Below are 16,662 nucleotides of genomic sequence, written 5' to 3'. Positions count from 1 at the left end.
CTACAGCCGGCCGAGCGCCTCCCGCAGCGGGTCCAACCCGATCGACCCCAGGTCCAGCGCCGCCTTGTGGAACCGCTTGAGGTCGAACGCCGCCCCCTGACGCGCCCGCACCTCCTCCCGCGCCGCCAGCCAGATCCGCTCGCCGACCTTGTAGGACGGCGCCTGTCCCGGCCACCCCAGGTAGCGGTCCAGCTCGAACCGCAGGAACTCCTCCTGCATCCGGCAGTGCCGCTGCAGGAAGACGAACGCCTTCTCCGGCGTCCACGGCCCGGCCCCGATCCCGTCCTCCCGGACGACCCGCTCCGGCACGTCCAGCTTCAGGTGCAGGCCGATGTCGACGACCACCCGCGCCGCGCGGAAGCCCTGGCCGTCCAGCATGCCCAGCCGGTCCGCCGGGTCGTCCAGCCGGCCCAGGTCGCCCATCAGCCGCTCCGCGTACAGCGCCCAGCCCTCGCCGTGGCCCGACACCCAGCACAGCAGCCGCTGCCAGCGGTTGAGCACCTCGCGGTTCTGCACCACCTGCGCGCACTGCAGGTGGTGGCCGGGGACGCCCTCGTGGAAGACCGTCGTCGTCTCGCGCCAGGTGGAGAACTCCTCGACGCCCGGCGGCACCGACCACCACATCCGGCCCGGACGGGAGAAGTCGTCGCTCGGCGGGGTGTAGTAGATCCCGCCGTCCTTGGTCGGCGCGATCATGCACTCGATCCGCTTGACCGGCTCCGGGATGTCGAAGTGCACGCCGCTCAGCTCGGCGATCGTCCGGTCCGCCAGCTCCTGCATCCAGCCGCGCAGCGCGTCCGTGCCGGCCAGCTTGCGCGCCGGGTCGGCGTCCAGGGCGGCCACCGCGGCGTCCACCGATCCGCCGCCGTCCGGGGCGATGCGCCGCGAGACCTCGGCCATCTCGGCCTCGATGCGGTGCAGTTCGTCCAGGCCCCAGGCGTAGGTCTCGTCGAGGTCGACGGCCGCGCCCAGGAAGTAGCGGGAGGCGACCGCGTAGACGTCCCGGCCCACCGCGTCCTCGGTCGGGGCCGAGGGCAGCGCCGCGGTCTCCAGATAGCCGGCGAACTCGCCGTAGGAGGCGGACGCGCCCTCCGCCGCCTTCGCCAGGTCCGCCCGCAGCGCGTCGGGGACCGCCGCCGGCGCCTCGCCCACCAGCTCCTCGAAGAAGCGGTCGGCCCTCAGCCGACGCGCCTGCTCGGCGACGCCCGCCACCTGGCGGCGCGCCGGGCCCAGCACGCCGCCCGCGCGGTCGGCGTCCATGCTGCGGCGGTAGGCGGCGAGCACCGACGGCAGGTCGCGCAGCCGGGCCGCGATGTTCGCCCAGTCCTCCTCGGTCTCCCGGGGCATCAGGTCGTAGATCATGCGGGACTCGTGGAACGGGCTCTCCAGCACGTTCATCCGGCGGTCCAGGCCCAGTTCGCCCAGCTCCCCGTGGAGCGAGAGCCGCTCCCGCATGGCCTCGCCGGCCACCCGCTCGCGCTCGTCGCGGGCGACGGCGCCGTCCAGCTCCGCGAGGGTGCGGCGGTCCAGCTCCGCACGGGCCGCGAAGCCCTCCGGGGTGTAGTCGGTCGACTCGGCGTCGTACCCGGGCAGTCCGGCCGAGGTCGCACCGAACGGGTCGAGGGCGGCGTAGGCGTCGACGTACCGCTCGGCGACCTCGTCGACGGTGGGGCGGGACGTTTCGGGCGATGCGGGGCGATCGGATCCAGAGCTACTAGTCACGGTCGCGACGTTAGAGGACGCTGGTAGCGGTGTCGACGGGCGTGCCGTCCGACCCACAGCCGCTTCGCGGTCGAACACAACCCCGGGCGGTGCACGGCTGTCTGGACCTCTGACGCGACGCGACCACAGGAGCCGGCGACCATGAGCACCACCAGTCCCACCGACCGCCCCCGCAGGCGCTCCGGCCTGCGGCGACTGCTGCCCACCTGGCGCATGGTGCTCGGCGCCGCGGTCCTCGTGGTGCTGCTCCTCGGCGGGGCCTTCGCCCTCGCCTGGTACACCATCGGCATCCCCCAGCCCAACGCCAACGTCCAGCAGCAGAACAACACCTGGCTCTACCGCGACGGCAGCCTCATCGCCACCACCGGCCCCGTCAACCGCGAGAACATCACCATCGGCCAGATACCGGCGTCGATGCGCCACGCCACCGTCGCCGCCGAGAACCGGTCCTTCTACCGCGACCCCGGGATAGACCCGCTCGGCCTCGCCCGCGGCGTCTTCCGGACCGTCTTCGAGGGCGCCGAGCAGGGCGGCTCCACCATCACCCAGCAGTACGTGAAGAACTACTACCTCGACCAGTCGCGGACCGTCAGCCGCAAGGTCAAGGAGCTGTTCATCGCCATGAAGGTGGACCGCAGGATGAGCAAGGACCAGATCCTCGCGGGCTACCTCAACACCAGCTTCTTCGGCCGCAACGCCTACGGGGTGCAGGCCGCCGCCCGCGCCTACTACCACACCGACGCCAAGCATCTGACGGTCGGCCAGTCCGCCTACCTCGCCGCGCTCCTCAACCAGCCCAGCCGCTTCGACGTCTCCACCGACTCCAAGGCCGACCGCCGGGCGGCGCTGGACCGCTGGAACTGGGTGCTGGACGGCATGGTCGACCAGCACTGGCTCTCCCCCGCCGCGCGCGCCAAGGTGAAGTTCCCCCAGCCGTACGCCCCGCAGCCGCCCAACGGCCTCGGCGGCCAGGCCGGCTACCTGGTGATGGCGGCCCGCGACGACCTGCTCTCCCACCACACCCTGACGGAGGCCCAGCTGGACGCGGGCGGCTGGCGCATCACCACCACCTTCGACAAGGACCGCACCGCCGCGATGGCCACCGCGGTCCAGCACCGCCTCAGCGACCAGCTCGATCCCAAGCACCGCAAGGCCGACCGCGACGTGCTGGTCGGCGGCGCCTCCATCGACCCGAAGACCGGCCAGGTGGTGGCGCTGCACGGCGGCACCAGCTACCTCAAGCAGTGGCGCTCCTCGGCCACCACCGAGGACTACCAGGTCGGTTCGACGTTCAAGCCGATCGTGCTGGCCGCCGCGCTCGCCGAGCACGCCCGCACCCAGGACGGCACCGCGATCACCCCGAACACCTACTACAGCGGGCGCAGCCGGCGGGACGTCCAGGGGCTGCCGGCGCACACCAAACCGTACGCGCCGCCCAACGAGGGGGACCGCTCCTACGGCGAGATCACCGTCCAGGAGGCGATGGACAAGTCCGTCAACGCCGTCTACGCCCAACTCGCCGTCGACGCGGGCCTGGGGAACGTCGCCGACCTGGCGAAGCAGCTCGGGCTGCAGGGCGTCCACGCGGTGCCGTCCGTGGCGCTCGGCGTCTCCGCGCACAGCCCGCTCGACATGGCGTCCGTCTACGCCACGCTCGACGACCACGGGGTGCGTATCGCGCCCTGGACGGTGCTCAAGGTGCGCCGCTCCACCGGCGAGCACCCGGTGCTGCCCAAGCACCCGGGCACCCGGGTGCTCACCGCCAAGGTCGCCGACCAGGTGACGCAGGTGCTGCGCGGCGTCATCGACGACCCGGGCGGCACCGGCTACGCGGCCCAGCACCTGGACCGCCCGGCGGCGGGCAAGACCGGCACCACCGACGACTTCAAGTCCGTCTGGTTCACCGGCTACACGCCGCAGCTGGCCACCTCCATCGGGATGTTCGGCTGGGACGCCAAGGCCGGCCGCCAGGTGTCCCTGGACAACCTGGCCGGCAACGGCCAGGCGGCCGGCGGGACGTTCCCCGCGCAGGTGTGGACGGACTACATGCGCGCCGCCCTCAAGGGCGAACCGGTGCTGAAGTTCCCGAAGAACTCGCACGGCCACGGCGGCTCCGGCGGCGGCTGGACGCCCACGGCGACGGCGAGCGCCGGCTCGGGCGGCGGGGGCGGCCCGACGTCGCACCCCACCCCGACCTCCCGGCCCACGCCCAGCACCATCCCGACGCCGACGCTCCCCCCGCCCACCTCGGCGCCCCCGACGGGCCCGCCGACCGGCCGCCCCACCCCGACGCTGCCGCCCCCGACGGGCGGCGGCTCCCCGACCTACTCGCCGATGGGCTGAGCACCTGACTTTGCCGTCCGTTTGCTATACATGAGGGAAGGGCCCCGGGCGAGCGTCCGGGCCCTTCCCGACGAGTCGCGTCGTACCGGGTCACGCAAAGACGGCGCACCACCGCAGAGGCAGACAGCCGCTCCACGGAGGTGCCGCCATGGCCTGGATCATGCTCATCGTCGCCGGACTCTTCGAGGTCGCCTGGTCGACGCTGATGAAGTACTCGCACGGGTTCACCCGGCTCTGGCCGTCGATCGGCTTCGTGGTCACCCTGGTGCTGAGCATGGGGCTGCTGACCGCCGCGACCAAGCACCTGCCGCTCGGCACGGCCTACGGCGTCTGGGTCGGCGTGGGCGCGGTCGGCGCCGCGGTCCTCGGCATCGTCCTCTTCAAGGAGCCCGTCACCGCGGCCCGGATCTTCTTCATCTGCCTGCTCATCGCCAGCATCATCGGCCTCAAGGCCACCAGCCACTGACCGCCTCCGGCGCGGCACCGCCCCGGCCCCCGCGGCCTGCGCAGCAGGCCGGGTGGGGTGCCGGGGCGGAGGGGCGGCCAGGCCGCTAGAGGTAGAGCCCCGTCGCGTCGCCCGCCCCCTGCAACCGCTCCGCCGCCACCGCATGCAGATCCCGCTCCCGCATCAGCACGTACGCGGTACCCCGCACCTCGACCTCCGCCCGATCCGAAGGATCGAACAGCACGCGGTCCCCCGGCTCCACCGTCCGCACGTTCTGCCCGACGGCGACCACCTCCGCCCAGGCCAACCGCTTCCCCACCTCGGCCGTCGCCGGAATCAGGATCCCCCCGCCGGAACGCCGCTCCCCCTCGGCGGTCTCCGCCTTGACCAGCACCCGGTCGTGCAGCATGCGGATCGGCAGCTTGTCGGCGGGCGACATGTGGATCTCCGCGTCGGCATGGGACTTCGGCTTCTCGCTCACCGGGACAAGGTACCTGGCGCGGCGCCGAAGAGCCCCGCCAGCCCCGTCACCTCTTCTTCTTCGCGGACCGGGCGGACCGTGCGGACGACGGCCGCGAGGACCGCGCCGAGCGCCAGACCGCGAACCCGACCACCGCCGCCGCGGCGACGGCGACCGGCACCACCCGCTCCAGCCGCGGCGACCCGTACCCGTCGAAGAACTCCTTGCGGACCTTCTCCGACACACGCGCCACCGCGCCGTTCGCCTTGGCGACCGCCTTGCCGACCGTGCGGTCGACCGCCTGCGCGGCCTCCTCCTTCGCCTTGGCCGTCAGCGTGGACGGGTGCGTGCGCACCGCGATCTCGTCCAGCGTCTCGGCCAGGCGTCGGCGCCGCGCCTCGATGTCCGCCTCGATCCGCTCCGGGCTGCGCCCGGTCACCCCGTGCTCGCCGTGCGGCGTCACCTCGCCCAAGAGGCACTCCCTGATGTCGTGTGAGACCGGTTCAGAGCTGCTTAGGCGGACAGTCTTTCAGGTCGATCGGGCGCGGCGCCGCCCGGACCCGCCCGAAAGCGGTCACCGGACGCCCGCTACTGAGCAATCTTCAGGTCCTTGAGGAGCTTGGCGACATGCCCGGCGGCCCGGACGTTGTACATCGCCTGCTCGACGCGGCCGTCCTCGCCGACCACGATCGTGGAGCGGATGACGCCCTGGATGACCTTGCCGTAGTTCTTCTTCTCGCCGAACGCCCCGTAGGCCTTCAGGACCTCCTTCTCGGGGTCGGCGAGCAGCGTGACCTTCAGGTTCTCGGTGTCGCGGAACTTCGCGAGCTTCTCGGGGGTGTCCGGGGAGATGCCGATGACGTCGTAGCCGGCGTCGGCGAAGACCTGGAGGTTGTCGGTGAAGTCGCAGGCCTGCTTGGTGCAGCCCGGCGTCAGGGCGCGCGGGTAGAAGTAGACGACGGTCCGGCGGCCCGCGTGGTCGGCGAGCGAGACCTGCTTGCCGTCGGCGTCGGACAGGGTGAAGGCGGGCGCGGTGTCGCCGGGCGCCAGACGGCTGTCGGTCACGGGCTGGTCCCCTCGGTTCGGACGGACTGGTCGGACGGTGCTGCCCCCACCGTAGCCACCGCGTCCGACAAGCGGAGACCGCCGCCCCGCAGCGAGGCGTCCAGCAGCTGCACCGGGTGGTAGAGCGGCAGCTCCCGGCCGCCGTCCCCGGCCAGATGGCGGCGCAGCTGGAGCAGGCAGCCGGGGTTGCCGGTGGCCACCGCGTCCGGCGCCGCCTCGCGCACCGCGGCGGCCTTGCGCCGCCCCAGCTCGGCGGCGGCCTCCGGCTGCAGCAGGTTGTAGACGCCCGCGGAGCCGCAGCAGGTGCCGCCGTCCGGCAGCTCGGCGAGCTCCAGGCCGGGGACGGCGCCCAGCAGCTCCCGGGGCTCGGCGAAGACGCCCTGGGCGTGCCGCAGATGGCAGGCGTCGTGGTACGCCACCCGTCCCTCGACCGGGTGACGCCTCGCCAGCGGACCGAGTCCGACCAGCACTTCGCTGACGTCCTTGACCTTGGCGGCGAAGGCGCGGGCCCGCTCGGCGTAGTCGGGGTCGTCGGCGAGCAGCTCGCCGTACTCCTTGAGGTGGGATCCGCAGCCCGCGACGTTGACGACGAAGGCGTCCACATGGCGGGTGAGCCGGCCGAGCGTGTCCAGCAGCCGCCTGGCCCGGCGCGCGGCGTCCTCCGCACGCCCGGAGTGCTCCTCCAGCGCCCCGCAGCAGGTCTGGGCGCGCGGCACCAGCACGTCGCAGCCCTCCAGGGCGAGGACGCGGGCGGTGGCGCGGTTGACGTCGGCGAAGAAGACGCTCTGCACACACCCGGTGAGCAGGGCGACGACCGCGCGCGGGGTGCCGGCGGCCCGGGAGCGGACGAACGGCGGCAGCGGGCGCCGGCCGCGGGCCGGCGGAACGGGCGGCATCAGCTCGGCGAGCGCGCGCAGCCGGGGCGGCAGCGGGGCGCGGGCGAGCAGCCGGTCCGCGCCGAGCCGCTGCTGGACGCGGCCCAGCAGCGCGGCAGCGCGCAGCCGCCGCGGATACGGGAAGAGCGCGAAGAGCAGGTCGCGGTGGAGCCGGTCGGCGCGGGTGCGCGGCACCTCGCGCTCGGCGACCGGCCGGGCGGCCTCGATGAGCCGGTCGTAGCGCACCCCGGACGGGCAGGCGCTGACGCACGCCATGCACCCCAGGCACGCGTCCATGTGCCCGGCGAAGACCGCGTCCACCGGGATCTCGCCCTTGACGGCCAGGTCCATCAGCTGGATCCGCCCCCGCGGCGAGTCCATCTCCTCCCCCCACAGCTGGTACGTGGGACAGGACGGCAGGCAGAACCCGCAGTGCACGCAGTCGTTCAGGTATTCGGGCAGCATGATGCCTCCGCATGCGTCACGTGTCGGCGCGCCCCGCCGGGGGCGCGGGGAACCGCGCGGGTGAGGACAGCGGACCGGGCAGCCGCCCCTCCGGATCCAGCGCCCGTTTCAGCGCCGTGCGAACCGGCAACGTCGCCGGGTCCGCCAGGACCACCCCGCCGGCCGACCGCCGGTGCGGCATCAGCGTCCGCCCCACCGGGTCCGCCGCCGCCCGGTACGCGTCCACGACCGATGTCTCCCCCGGCGCCACCGTCTCCACCCCGCCGCCCACCTCCCGCACCCGCACCGTCCCCGCGGGCACCGCGTCCACCAGCGGGAACGCCCCCGGCGCCGCCGTCACCCGGAACGCCCCGCCGCGCACCGCCGCCGCCGTCGCCGCCCAGGCCGCGTCCTCCGCGTCGCCGCGCAGCGCCCGGCCCGCCGGCAGCACCTCCGCCACCGCCGCCAGACGCTCCGTCAGCGCCCCCTCGCCGCCCTCGAACCGCAGCAGCAGCCGCGGCTCGGAGCCGTCCCCCAGGTCCGCCCACTGCATCGCGGCCGGCTCCGCGCCCGCCGCCTCCGCCCGCCGCGCCACGGCCAGCGCGGCCCGGTCCGCGCAGGGCACCGCCCAGGTCGCCGTCGCCTCCGGCACCGGATGCAGCCGCACGGCCAGCTCCACCACCAGCCCCAGCGTCCCCAGCGAGCCGCTGAGGAGCTTCGCCAGGTCGTACCCGGCCACGTTCTTGATGACCCGTCCGCCCGAGCGCGCCGCCGTGCCGTCGGCCAGCACCACCGTCACCCCCAGCACCAGGTCCCGCGGGCCGCCGTGCAGCTGCCGCAGCGGCCCCGCGTCCGCCGTCGCCAGCAGCCCGCCCACCGTGGCGCCCTCCTCGGCCCGCGCCGGGTCCAGCGCGAGCCGCTGCCCGTGCGCGGCCAGCTCCGGCGCCAGCTCGGCCAGCGGCGTGCCGGCCCGCACCACCAGCACCATGTCGTCCGGCTGGTGGTCGACGACGCCGCGCAGCCGCTCGGTGGAGAGCACCGCCGCATCCGGATCCGGCCGCATGCCGCCCCACTCGGCGGCCGTCCCGGCGCCCGCGATCCGCAGCCGGCCGCGCGCCTTCGCGCCCTCCAGGACGGCCTCCACCGCCTCGCCCGCGTCCGCGGGCCGCAGCACCACCGGGCGCCGCCGGTCCCTCGGCCGCTGCGGGTCCGCGCCCGTCACCAGCGCTCCCCCAACCCGGCCTCCTCGACCACATGCGCCCGGTACGGGCCGATCCGCTCCCCGCACAGCCGCGGCGTCGGCAGCACCTTGCCCGGGTTGCACAGCCCGTCCCGGTCGACCGCGTCCCGCACCCGCGCCATCACCGCCAGATCCGTCTCGGAGAACATCCGCGGCATCGAGCACGCCTTGTCCGCGCCGATGCCGTGCTCGCCGGAGAGCGAGCCGCCCAGCTCCACGCAGAGCTCGGCGATCCGCCGCGACAGCTCCTCGCCCGCCTCCGACTGCCCGGCCGAGGCGTCGTAGAGCACCAGCGGATGCAGATTGCCGTCCCCGGCGTGGAAGACGTTCGCCACCCGCAGCCCGGCCGCCTCCCCCAACTCCGCGATCCGGGCGAGCACTTCGGCGAGCCGCGCCCGCGGCACCACGCCGTCCTGGACGAAGTAGTCGGGGCTGATCCGCCCCATCGCCGCGAACGCGGCCTTGCGGCCCCGCCAGATGCGGGCCCGCTCCTCCGGGTCGGCGGCGACCCGCACCCGCGTCGCCGCGTTCGTCTCGCAGACCGCGACGATCCGGCGGAAGCACTCCTCGACCTCGGCGGGCGGCCCGTCCACCTCCACCACCAGCGCGGCCGCGGCGCGCGCCGGGTCCAGGGTGAAGCCGGCGCCGGTGGCGGCCTCGGCCGCGCGCATCGCCAGGGCGTCCATCATCTCCACCGCGGCCGGGACGATCCCGGCGGCGACGATCCCGGAGACGGCCCGCCCGGCCTCCTCGACGCTGCCGAAGTCGGCGAGCAGCGTCCGCACCGCCGCCGGTCTGCGCAGCAGCCGCACGGTGATCCGGGTGGCGATCCCCAGCGTCCCCTCCGAGCCGATGAAGAGCCCCAGCAGGTCGGGCCCGTCGTCCCGGGCCCGCGCGTCGCCGCCCAGCCGGGCCGCCGTCCCGTCCGGCAGCACCACGTCCGCGGCGAGCACATGGTGGGTGGTGAAGCCGTACTTCAGGCAGTGCGCCCCGCCGGAGTTCTCCGCGACATTGCCGCCGATGGTGCACACCTGCTGGGAGGACGGGTCCGGCGCGTAGTAGAGGCCGTGCGCGGCGGCGGCCTGGCTGATCGCCAGATTGGTCACGCCGGGCTCGACGGTCGCGGTCTCGTTCACCGTATCGACCTCGAGGATCTTACGCATCCGTGACAACCCGATGACGATGCCGTTCGCCACGGGCAGCGCACCTCCCGAAAGCCCAGTTCCGGCGCCCCGCGCCACATACGGCACTCCGTTGCGGTGGCAGGATCGAACCGCGGCGACCACTTCATCGTGTGTCCCGGGGAGTGCGACGAGTCCCGGAACCACCCGATAGCCGGTGAGTCCGTCGCACTCGTAAGTGCGCAACCGGGCATGGTCGTCGATCAGGGCGGCGGCCGGCAACGCGGCGGCGAGTTCGCGGCGGACCTCTTCGAGCGCGGGCACGCCTCCACGCTGATCACTACCCGACGCGGAGTCAAGGGTTCGAACCGAGAGCAGAGTTGGTGTCATGGCACGCAACCCGAACGGCGGTTGGACAGGTCTGGTGACGGGGCTGCTGGCCGGCGCGGCGGCGCTGGGCGTCGGCGAGCTGATCGCGGGCCTGGTGCGGCCGCAGGCGTCGCCCTGGGTGGCGGTGGGGCGGGCGGCGATCGACATGGCGCCCGCGCCCGTCAAGAACTGGGCCATCAACAACTTCGGCACCGGCGACAAGTTGGCGCTGCAGATCGGCATCCTGGTGGTGGTGGCGATCCTCGCCGCCGTCCTCGGTCGACTCGGCTGGGCGATCCCGGGGACGCTCGTCCTCGGCGCGCTGGGCGTCGCCGCGGCGCTCACCCGCCCGGACGCCACCGGCTGGGACGCCGCCCCGACCATCGTCGGCGTCGGCGCCGGCCTGCTGACGATCAAGCTGCTGCGCGGCCAACTCGTCGCGGAGGACGGCGGGATCGGGCGCCGCCGCTTCCTCTCCACGGCCGCCGGGGTGGTCGTCGCCTCCGCGGGCGCCACCGCGATCGGCCGCTACCTCGACTCCACCCGCACCTCGGGCACGGTGGCCCGGGAGACCGTCCACCTGCCGCGCCCGGCCTCGCCGGCCCGGCCGCTGCCCCCGTCCCTCCCCGCCTCGTTCACCACCCCCACCTCCAGCTTCTACCGGGTCGACACCGCGCTGGTGACCCCCCAGGTCAGCACCAAGGGCTGGACGCTGCGCATCCACGGCACGGGCGTCACCAAGCCGCTCACCCTGACCTACGCCGACCTGCTCGCGCGCCCCCTGATCGAGCGGTACATCACCATCGCCTGCGTCTCCAACACCGTCGGCGGCCCGTACATCGGCAACGCCCGCTGGCTGGGCGTCCGCCTCGCCGACGTGCTGCGCGAGGCGGGCGTCCGCCCGCCGTCGAAGGGCGGGCGCGCCGACCAGCTCGTCGCCCGCTCGACGGACGGCATGACCATCGGCACCCCCGTCGAGACGGTGATGGACGGCCGCGACGCGCTGCTCGCCGTCGGCATGGACGGCCAACCCCTGCCCGTCGCCCACGGCTTCCCGGTCCGGATGGTCGTCCCCGGGCTGTACGGCTACGTCTCGGCCTGCAAGTGGCTGTCCTCCCTCGAACTCACCACCTTCTCCTCCTACAACGCCTACTGGGTGACGCGGGGCTGGTCCCAACAGGCCGTCATCAAGACGGAGTCGCGCATCGACACCCCCCACGACGGCTCCAGCGTCTCCGCGGCGGCCTCCGGCGGCGTCACCGTGGCCGGCGTCGCATGGGCGCAGCACCGCGGCATCTCCCGCGTCGAACTCCGCGCCGACAAGGGCCCCTGGACCCCGGCGACGCTGCTCCCCGCCCCCTCCGCCGACACCTGGCGCATGTGGCGCTGGACCTGGCACCCGGCCGCCAAGGGCGACCACACCCTCCAGGTCCGCGCCACCGACCGCACCGGCACCCCCCAGACATCCGCGGAGGCCGCCCCGGAGCCGAACGGCGCAACGGGCTACCACACCATCAACGTGACGGTGGGATAGCCCGAATGAAAGTCAGTGCGGTGGGCGGGACTCGAACCCGCACGCGCTTTCGCGCAAGGGCTCCTAAGGCCCTCGAGGCTGCCTAATTTCTCCACCACCGCCCGACAATACGCTATCGCACCTTATGGCGCGCCGTCAAGTACCGTTCCGGTGCTGGACTTTGAACGTCCAAAGGTAGGCGTCTGACTGTGGCAGTTCGGGCACAGAAAGCGCAAATTCCCGGCCGTACAATTCAGCCAGTCACCATCGATATGGTCGACGTGGAGCGTGATCTTCTTCCCGAGCCAAGTGCCGTTGTTCCCGCACCCCTCGCATACCGGCGGACGCCCACTCTCAATGAGGGCCCGCGTGAGCATCACCGATCGCACGCGGGACGAGCCGGGCCGACGCCGCACGAGCACCTCCTCCGGTCTGCGTCGCAGCGGACTCACGCACCCACGGAAATGACTCTGCCCCAGGAAGTGGCTGGTATCGATCTCCCACTCCGCGATCCGCATCTTCAGGTAACGCCGCGCCGACTTCGTCTGGTCAGACAGGCCGAGACCTCTGAGCACCGCAGCCATGCTGATGGATTGCGCCACCACCACGGACAATCCCTCCCGAGTCAGGGATCGGAGCGAGCGCGTACCGCATGCCCTGTCGAGATGCAGTGGTTTCCGCCCCCGAGCATCGGGGAAGTGAGAAGCATCGATCCCATATTTCCGGATCAGATAGCAGATATTCTTGTAGTCGACTTCGCCGCGTTTCGCCCGCAGGCGCTCCATCACTTCCACTCGGCTCATCGAGAGTGCGACCGCCTCGGCCAACTGCTCACGGGCAACAGGATTGCGGCGTTGGTAGTATGTGAAATGCGAGATATCGATCCCGAACTTCTTGATCTGGTGACTGATGTGCGTGTGGTTACCGCCGACGACGTCCATCCCCAGACACCGCAGCACGTCGTTGATGCTCTTCGAGCACGCCACCGCCTCGACCAGCATCGCGCGGGTGTACTTTCGATTGGCCATTGCGTCCGCCCTGTCCCGGAGAAGCAGCCAAGAGCCCTCGTGCCGCGGCACGCTGAGCCCCCGTCAGCATCGCCGTAGCTCTCTGCGTGCCGCCCCGCGCACGCGGAGCGTCCAACAGCCCACTATGGCACCCGCCTACGACATCTCCCGCGCCCACGAGCGTTCCTCAGCCGTGCCGCGCCAACTCGCCCCGCACCAGATCCATGTAGTGCCCCCACTCCCAGTGCGGCCCCGGGTCCGTGTGGTCGGTGCCGGGGACCTGGTAGTGGCCGACGATGTGGGTGCGGTCCGCCGGGATGCCGTACCGGTGGCAGACCGCCGCCGTCAGGCGCGCCGAGGAGCGGTACATCGCGTCGGTGAACCACCGCGGCTGGTCGACGAAGCCCTCGTGCTCGATGCCGATGCTGCGGTTGTTCCAGTTCCAGTTGCCGGCGTGGAAGGCCACGTCGATCTCGCGGACGGTCTGGGCGACATGCCCGTCGCGGGAGCGCACCACATAGTGCGCGGACACCTCCCTCGACGGGTCGGCGAAGAGGTTGAGGGCCCCGGTGAAGGAGCCCTGGGTGACGTGGACGACCACCCGGTCGATCGCCCAGTCCTCCGGACGGTTCGCCTCCCGGTGGTTGGCCGCCGCGGCCGGCGCCCACTGCGCGCCGGCGTAGTCGACGAGCCCGGGCGGCCGCCGCCGGTGCGCCCACGGCGCGCGCCACCACCAGCGGGACAGCCCGCCGTCCGCCTGCGCGGCGAGCAGCCCCGCCCCGACGGCGACGCCGCCCCCGATCAGCACCCTGCGCCGCGTCACACCGCCCATGCCCGCATCGACGTGCGAAGCTACCCCGGCAGTTCCCCCAGCAGTTCCCGCAGCACCGGCACCAGCGCCCGGAACGCCTTGCCGCGGTGCGAGATCGCGTTCTTCTCCTCGGGCGACAGCTCCGCCGAGGTGCGCCCCGCGCCGAACGCGTCGAGCCGCTCCACCTGGAGGATCGGGTCGTAGCCGAAGCCGTTCGCGCCCTCGGGCGCGAACCGCAGCACCCCGTCGAGCCGCCCCTCGACGACCCGCTCCCCGCCGTCCGGCAGCGCGAGCGCCGCCGCGCAGGCGAAGTGCGCGCCGCGGTGCTCGGGCGCCTCGACGTCGCCGAGCTGGGCGAGGAGCAGCGCGAGGTTGGCGGCGTCGTCGCCGTGCCGGCCGGACCAGCGGGCGGAGAAGATGCCGGGGGCGCCGCCGAGCACGTCGACGCAGAGCCCGGAGTCGTCGGCGACGGCCGGCAGGCCGGTGGCGCGCGCCAGCGCGTGCGCCTTCAGCAGCGCGTTCGCGGCGAAGGTGACGCCGCTCTCGCGGACGTCCGGCACCTCGGGGTAGGCGTCCGCGCCGACCAGCTCGACCCCCAGCCCGGCGCCGTCCAGGATCTGGCGGAGCTCGCGCACCTTGTCGGCGTTGCGGGTGGCGAGGACCAGCTTCCGCTCCACGGCGCCGGTCACTTCCGGGTGGCGAGGTCGGCCGCGAGGGCGAGCGCCTGACGCCCGCTCAGCTCGGCGCAGCCGGCGACGGCCAGCTCCAGCAGGGCGTCCAGCTCGGCGCGGTCGAAGGGCGCGCCCTCGGCGGTGCCCTGGACCTCGACGAAGCGGCCGTCGCCGGTGCAGACGACGTTCATGTCGGTCTCGGCGCGGACGTCCTCCTCGTAGGCGAGGTCGAGCATCGGGGTGCCGTCGATGATGCCGACGCTCACCGCGGAGACGCTGTCCTTCAGGACTTTGGCGCCGTTCTTGACGAGCTTGCGCTCCCGCAGGTGGCTGACCGCGTCGGCGAGGGCGACGTAGGCGCCGGTGATGGCGGCCGTCCGGGTGCCGCCGTCGGCCTGCAGGACGTCGCAGTCGAGGACGATGGTGTTCTCGCCGAGCGCCTTGTAGTCGATGACGGCGCGCAGCGAGCGCCCGATGAGGCGGGAGATCTCATGAGTGCGGCCGCCGATCCGGCCGCGGACGGCCTCGCGGTCGCCGCGGGTGTTGGTGGCCCGGGGCAGCATCGCGTACTCGGCGGTGACCCAGCCCTCGCCGCTGCCCTTGCGCCAGCGCGGCACGCCCTCGGTGACGCTGGCGTTGCACAGCACGCGGGTGTCGCCGTAGGAGACGAGGACGGAGCCCTCGGCGTGCTTGGTCCACCCGCGCTGGATGTCGATGGGGCGGAGCTGGTCGGGCTTGCGGCCGTCAATGCGAGACATGGGGCCGAGCCTATCGGCCCCCGACAGGCCCGGATGCGGCAACGGTGCCGGTCCCCCTTCCGGGGGACCGGCACCGGCGGGCCTGGTGGAGGACGCTCAGTCCTCGTCCATCATGTCCTCGATCTCGGCGGCCAGCGGGTCGGCGTCGGTGCCGATGATGACCTGGATCGCGGTGCCCATCTTCACGACCCCGTGGGCACCGGCGGCCTTCAGGGCGGCGTCGTCGACCTTGGAGCCGTCGTGGACCTCGGTCCGCAACCGGGTGATGCAGCCCTCGATCTCCTCGATGTTCTCGATGCCGCCCAGGCCGGCGACGATCTTCTCAGCCTTGCTGGCCATTCCCTTACTCCTTGCTGCGCGCGGGCCCGGCATGTCCGGTATAACCCGAATGGTCACAATATCCCACGCCTGACGCATCATAATGCGCAGATGACGGGCCATCAGGTACAGGCTGGGTCCCGGACCACCCGCACCGGCGCCGGGGACGACTCCGTCATGGGCGGTCTAGACCACTGAAGCACCACCGACATCGTACGTCGCACGGGCGCCGATCGGGAGGAACCGCCCCATGAGCTCAGCCAGTCCTGCCTCGGGCCACGACCGTCATCTCTGGCAGTCCTTCTACGGCGGCCTCCAGAAGATGGGCCGCAGCCTGCAGCTGCCCATCGCCGTCCTGCCCGCCGCCGGCATCCTCAACCGCCTCGGACAGCCCGATGTCTTCGGCGACAAGGGCCTGGGGTGGACCAAGGTCGCCGCGGTCATCGCCGCCGCCGGCGGCACCATCTTCGACAACCTCCCGCTGCTGTTCTGCATCGGCGTGGCGATCGGCTTCGCCAAGAAGGCGGACGGCTCCACCGCGCTCGCCGCCCTCGTCGGCTACCTGTGCTACCACAACGTCCTCACCGTCTACCCGGACAAGGCGGGCAACCCGCAGAACCCCGGGGTGCTCGGCGGCATCGTCGTCGGCCTGATCGCCGCGGTCACCTGGCGGCGCTTCTACCGCACCAAGCTGGTGGACTGGCTGGGCTTCTTCAACGGCCGCCGGCTGGTGCCGATCCTGATGTCCTTCATCGGGCTCTTCCTCGGCGTCATCTTCGGCCTCGTCTGGCAGCCCATCGGCGACGGCCTGGACTCCTTCGCGACCTGGCTCTCCGGCCTCGGCGCCTGGGGCTCCGGCATCTACGGCGTGATCAACCGCCTGCTGATCCCGATCGGCATGCACCAGTTCATCAACACCTACATGTGGTTCCAGTTCGGCAGCTACACCGACCCGAGCACCCACAAGGTGGTGATGGGCGACATCAACCGCTTCTACGCGGGCGACCCCACCGCCGGCCAGTGGATGTCCGGCTTCTACCCGATCATGATGTTCGCCCTGCCGGCGGCGGCCATGGCCATCGCGGCCTGCGCCAAGCCGGAGCGCCGCAAGGCCACCTACGGAATGATGCTCTCGGTCGCGCTGACGTCCTTCGTCACCGGCGTCACCGAGCCCATCGAGTTCTCCTTCATGTACGTGGCCCCGGTCCTGTACGTCGTCCACGCGCTGCTCACCGGCGCCTCGATGGCGATCACCTGGGCGCTCGGCGTCCACGACGGCTTCACCTTCTCCGCGGGACTGATCGACTACGCGCTGGCGTGGAACCACGCCACCAAGCCATGGATGATCATCCCGATCGGCGTCTGCTTCGCGATCGTCTACTACGCCCTGTTCCGGATCCTCATCCCGGCGCTCAACCTGCCGACGCCGGGACGCGAGCCGGACGAGGACGTCATCGACACCACCAAGGCCTGACCACCCGTCAGTCCCGCCCCGGCGGC

At 72.8% G+C, this 16,662-nt stretch carries 16 protein-coding genes, 1 tRNA gene and 1 riboswitch; of the genes, 4 read left to right on the top strand and 13 right to left on the bottom strand.

All coding sequences use genetic code 11. From position 1 onward, the window contains the following. Complete coding sequence (locus tag BIV57_RS15485) at positions 1–1,722, bottom strand: DUF885 domain-containing protein (protein WP_071657398.1); 1,722 nt, start codon at positions 1,720–1,722, stop codon at positions 1–3. 141 nt (positions 1,723–1,863) lie between these two features. Here BIV57_RS15485 and BIV57_RS15480 point away from each other — a divergent pair, with 141 nt between their 5' ends. Both BIV57_RS15480 and BIV57_RS15475 read left to right on the top strand, forming a co-directional pair. Next, positions 1,864–4,065: a transglycosylase domain-containing protein gene (locus BIV57_RS15480; RefSeq protein WP_071657397.1), complete on the top strand. Its 2,202-nt coding sequence runs from the start codon at positions 1,864–1,866 to the stop codon at positions 4,063–4,065. 36 nt (positions 4,066–4,101) lie between these two features. Continuing rightward, positions 4,102–4,175, top strand: a riboswitch (guanidine-III (ykkC-III) riboswitch). 38 nt (positions 4,176–4,213) lie between these two features. Continuing rightward, complete coding sequence (locus tag BIV57_RS15475) at positions 4,214–4,531, top strand: DMT family transporter (protein WP_071657396.1); 318 nt, start codon at positions 4,214–4,216, stop codon at positions 4,529–4,531. Between the two features lie 85 nt (positions 4,532–4,616). Here the strand turns inward: BIV57_RS15475 and BIV57_RS15470 are convergent, their stop codons facing one another. The 6 genes from BIV57_RS15470 to BIV57_RS15445 all read right to left on the bottom strand — a co-directional run bounded on the left by BIV57_RS15470 (position 4,617) and on the right by BIV57_RS15445 (position 10,105). Next, on the bottom strand, positions 4,617–4,949 hold the full coding sequence (locus tag BIV57_RS15470) for a GroES family chaperonin (RefSeq protein ID WP_071657410.1): 333 nt from the start codon (positions 4,947–4,949) through the stop codon (positions 4,617–4,619). A gap of 88 nt (positions 4,950–5,037) precedes the next feature. After that, a complete protein-coding gene (locus tag BIV57_RS15465) occupies positions 5,038–5,433 on the bottom strand; it encodes a DUF3618 domain-containing protein (RefSeq protein ID WP_419185718.1) in 396 nt (131 codons plus the stop codon). Between the two features lie 125 nt (positions 5,434–5,558). Further along, complete coding sequence (gene bcp, locus BIV57_RS15460; RefSeq protein ID WP_071657395.1) at positions 5,559–6,035, bottom strand: thioredoxin-dependent thiol peroxidase; 477 nt, start codon at positions 6,033–6,035, stop codon at positions 5,559–5,561. Then, on the bottom strand, positions 6,032–7,375 hold the full coding sequence (locus BIV57_RS15455) for a heterodisulfide reductase-related iron-sulfur binding cluster (RefSeq protein WP_071657394.1): 1,344 nt from the start codon (positions 7,373–7,375) through the stop codon (positions 6,032–6,034). The genes bcp and BIV57_RS15455 overlap by 4 nt, the downstream gene beginning before the upstream one ends. A gap of 16 nt (positions 7,376–7,391) precedes the next feature. Continuing rightward, positions 7,392–8,576 carry an FAD-binding oxidoreductase gene (locus BIV57_RS15450; RefSeq protein ID WP_071657393.1) on the bottom strand — a complete coding sequence of 395 codons (1,185 nt, stop codon included), beginning with the start codon at positions 8,574–8,576 and terminating at the stop codon, positions 7,392–7,394. Beyond that, entirely contained in the window at positions 8,573–10,105 is a 1,533-nt protein-coding gene (locus BIV57_RS15445) for an FAD-linked oxidase C-terminal domain-containing protein (protein WP_079170360.1), read from the bottom strand. Before BIV57_RS15445 ends, BIV57_RS15450 begins: the two co-directional genes overlap by 4 nt. Here BIV57_RS15445 and BIV57_RS15440 point away from each other — a divergent pair. After that, positions 10,104–11,618 carry a molybdopterin-dependent oxidoreductase gene (locus BIV57_RS15440; RefSeq protein ID WP_071657391.1) on the top strand — a complete coding sequence of 505 codons (1,515 nt, stop codon included), beginning with the start codon at positions 10,104–10,106 and terminating at the stop codon, positions 11,616–11,618. The two genes, BIV57_RS15445 and BIV57_RS15440, sit on opposite strands and share 2 nt — an antisense overlap. 16 nt (positions 11,619–11,634) lie before the next feature. Here the strand turns inward: BIV57_RS15440 and BIV57_RS15435 are convergent. The 6 genes from BIV57_RS15435 to BIV57_RS15410 form a co-directional block, all read right to left on the bottom strand. Beyond that, positions 11,635–11,719 (bottom strand) — tRNA-Leu (locus BIV57_RS15435). Positions 11,720–11,740: 21 nt separating this feature from the next. After that, entirely contained in the window at positions 11,741–12,625 is an 885-nt protein-coding gene (locus BIV57_RS15430; protein ID WP_139275687.1) for an HNH endonuclease signature motif containing protein, read from the bottom strand. A gap of 166 nt (positions 12,626–12,791) precedes the next feature. After that, positions 12,792–13,436: an N-acetylmuramoyl-L-alanine amidase gene (locus BIV57_RS15425; protein ID WP_071657390.1), complete on the bottom strand. Its 645-nt coding sequence runs from the start codon at positions 13,434–13,436 to the stop codon at positions 12,792–12,794. 20 nt (positions 13,437–13,456) lie between these two features. Next, positions 13,457–14,104: an RdgB/HAM1 family non-canonical purine NTP pyrophosphatase gene (gene rdgB, locus BIV57_RS15420; RefSeq protein ID WP_419185717.1), complete on the bottom strand. Its 648-nt coding sequence runs from the start codon at positions 14,102–14,104 to the stop codon at positions 13,457–13,459. Continuing rightward, the gene (gene rph, locus BIV57_RS15415) at positions 14,101–14,844 is read right to left on the bottom strand and encodes a ribonuclease PH (RefSeq protein WP_071657389.1); all 744 of its coding nucleotides are present in this window, start codon (positions 14,842–14,844) and stop codon (positions 14,101–14,103) included. Before rph ends, rdgB begins: the two co-directional genes overlap by 4 nt. A gap of 96 nt (positions 14,845–14,940) precedes the next feature. Then, positions 14,941–15,183 carry a PTS sugar transporter subunit IIB gene (locus tag BIV57_RS15410; RefSeq protein ID WP_071657388.1) on the bottom strand — a complete coding sequence of 81 codons (243 nt, stop codon included), beginning with the start codon at positions 15,181–15,183 and terminating at the stop codon, positions 14,941–14,943. 229 nt (positions 15,184–15,412) lie between these two features. Here BIV57_RS15410 and BIV57_RS15405 point away from each other — a divergent pair, with 229 nt between their 5' ends. Then, positions 15,413–16,636 carry a PTS transporter subunit EIIC gene (locus tag BIV57_RS15405; RefSeq protein WP_071657387.1) on the top strand — a complete coding sequence of 408 codons (1,224 nt, stop codon included), beginning with the start codon at positions 15,413–15,415 and terminating at the stop codon, positions 16,634–16,636. Positions 16,637–16,662 lie beyond the last annotated feature (26 nt).

This window comes from Mangrovactinospora gilvigrisea (assembly GCF_001879105.1).
GTDB lineage: Bacteria > Actinomycetota > Actinomycetes > Streptomycetales > Streptomycetaceae > Mangrovactinospora > Mangrovactinospora gilvigrisea.
This window is presented reverse-complemented; position numbering and strand designations above follow the sequence as displayed.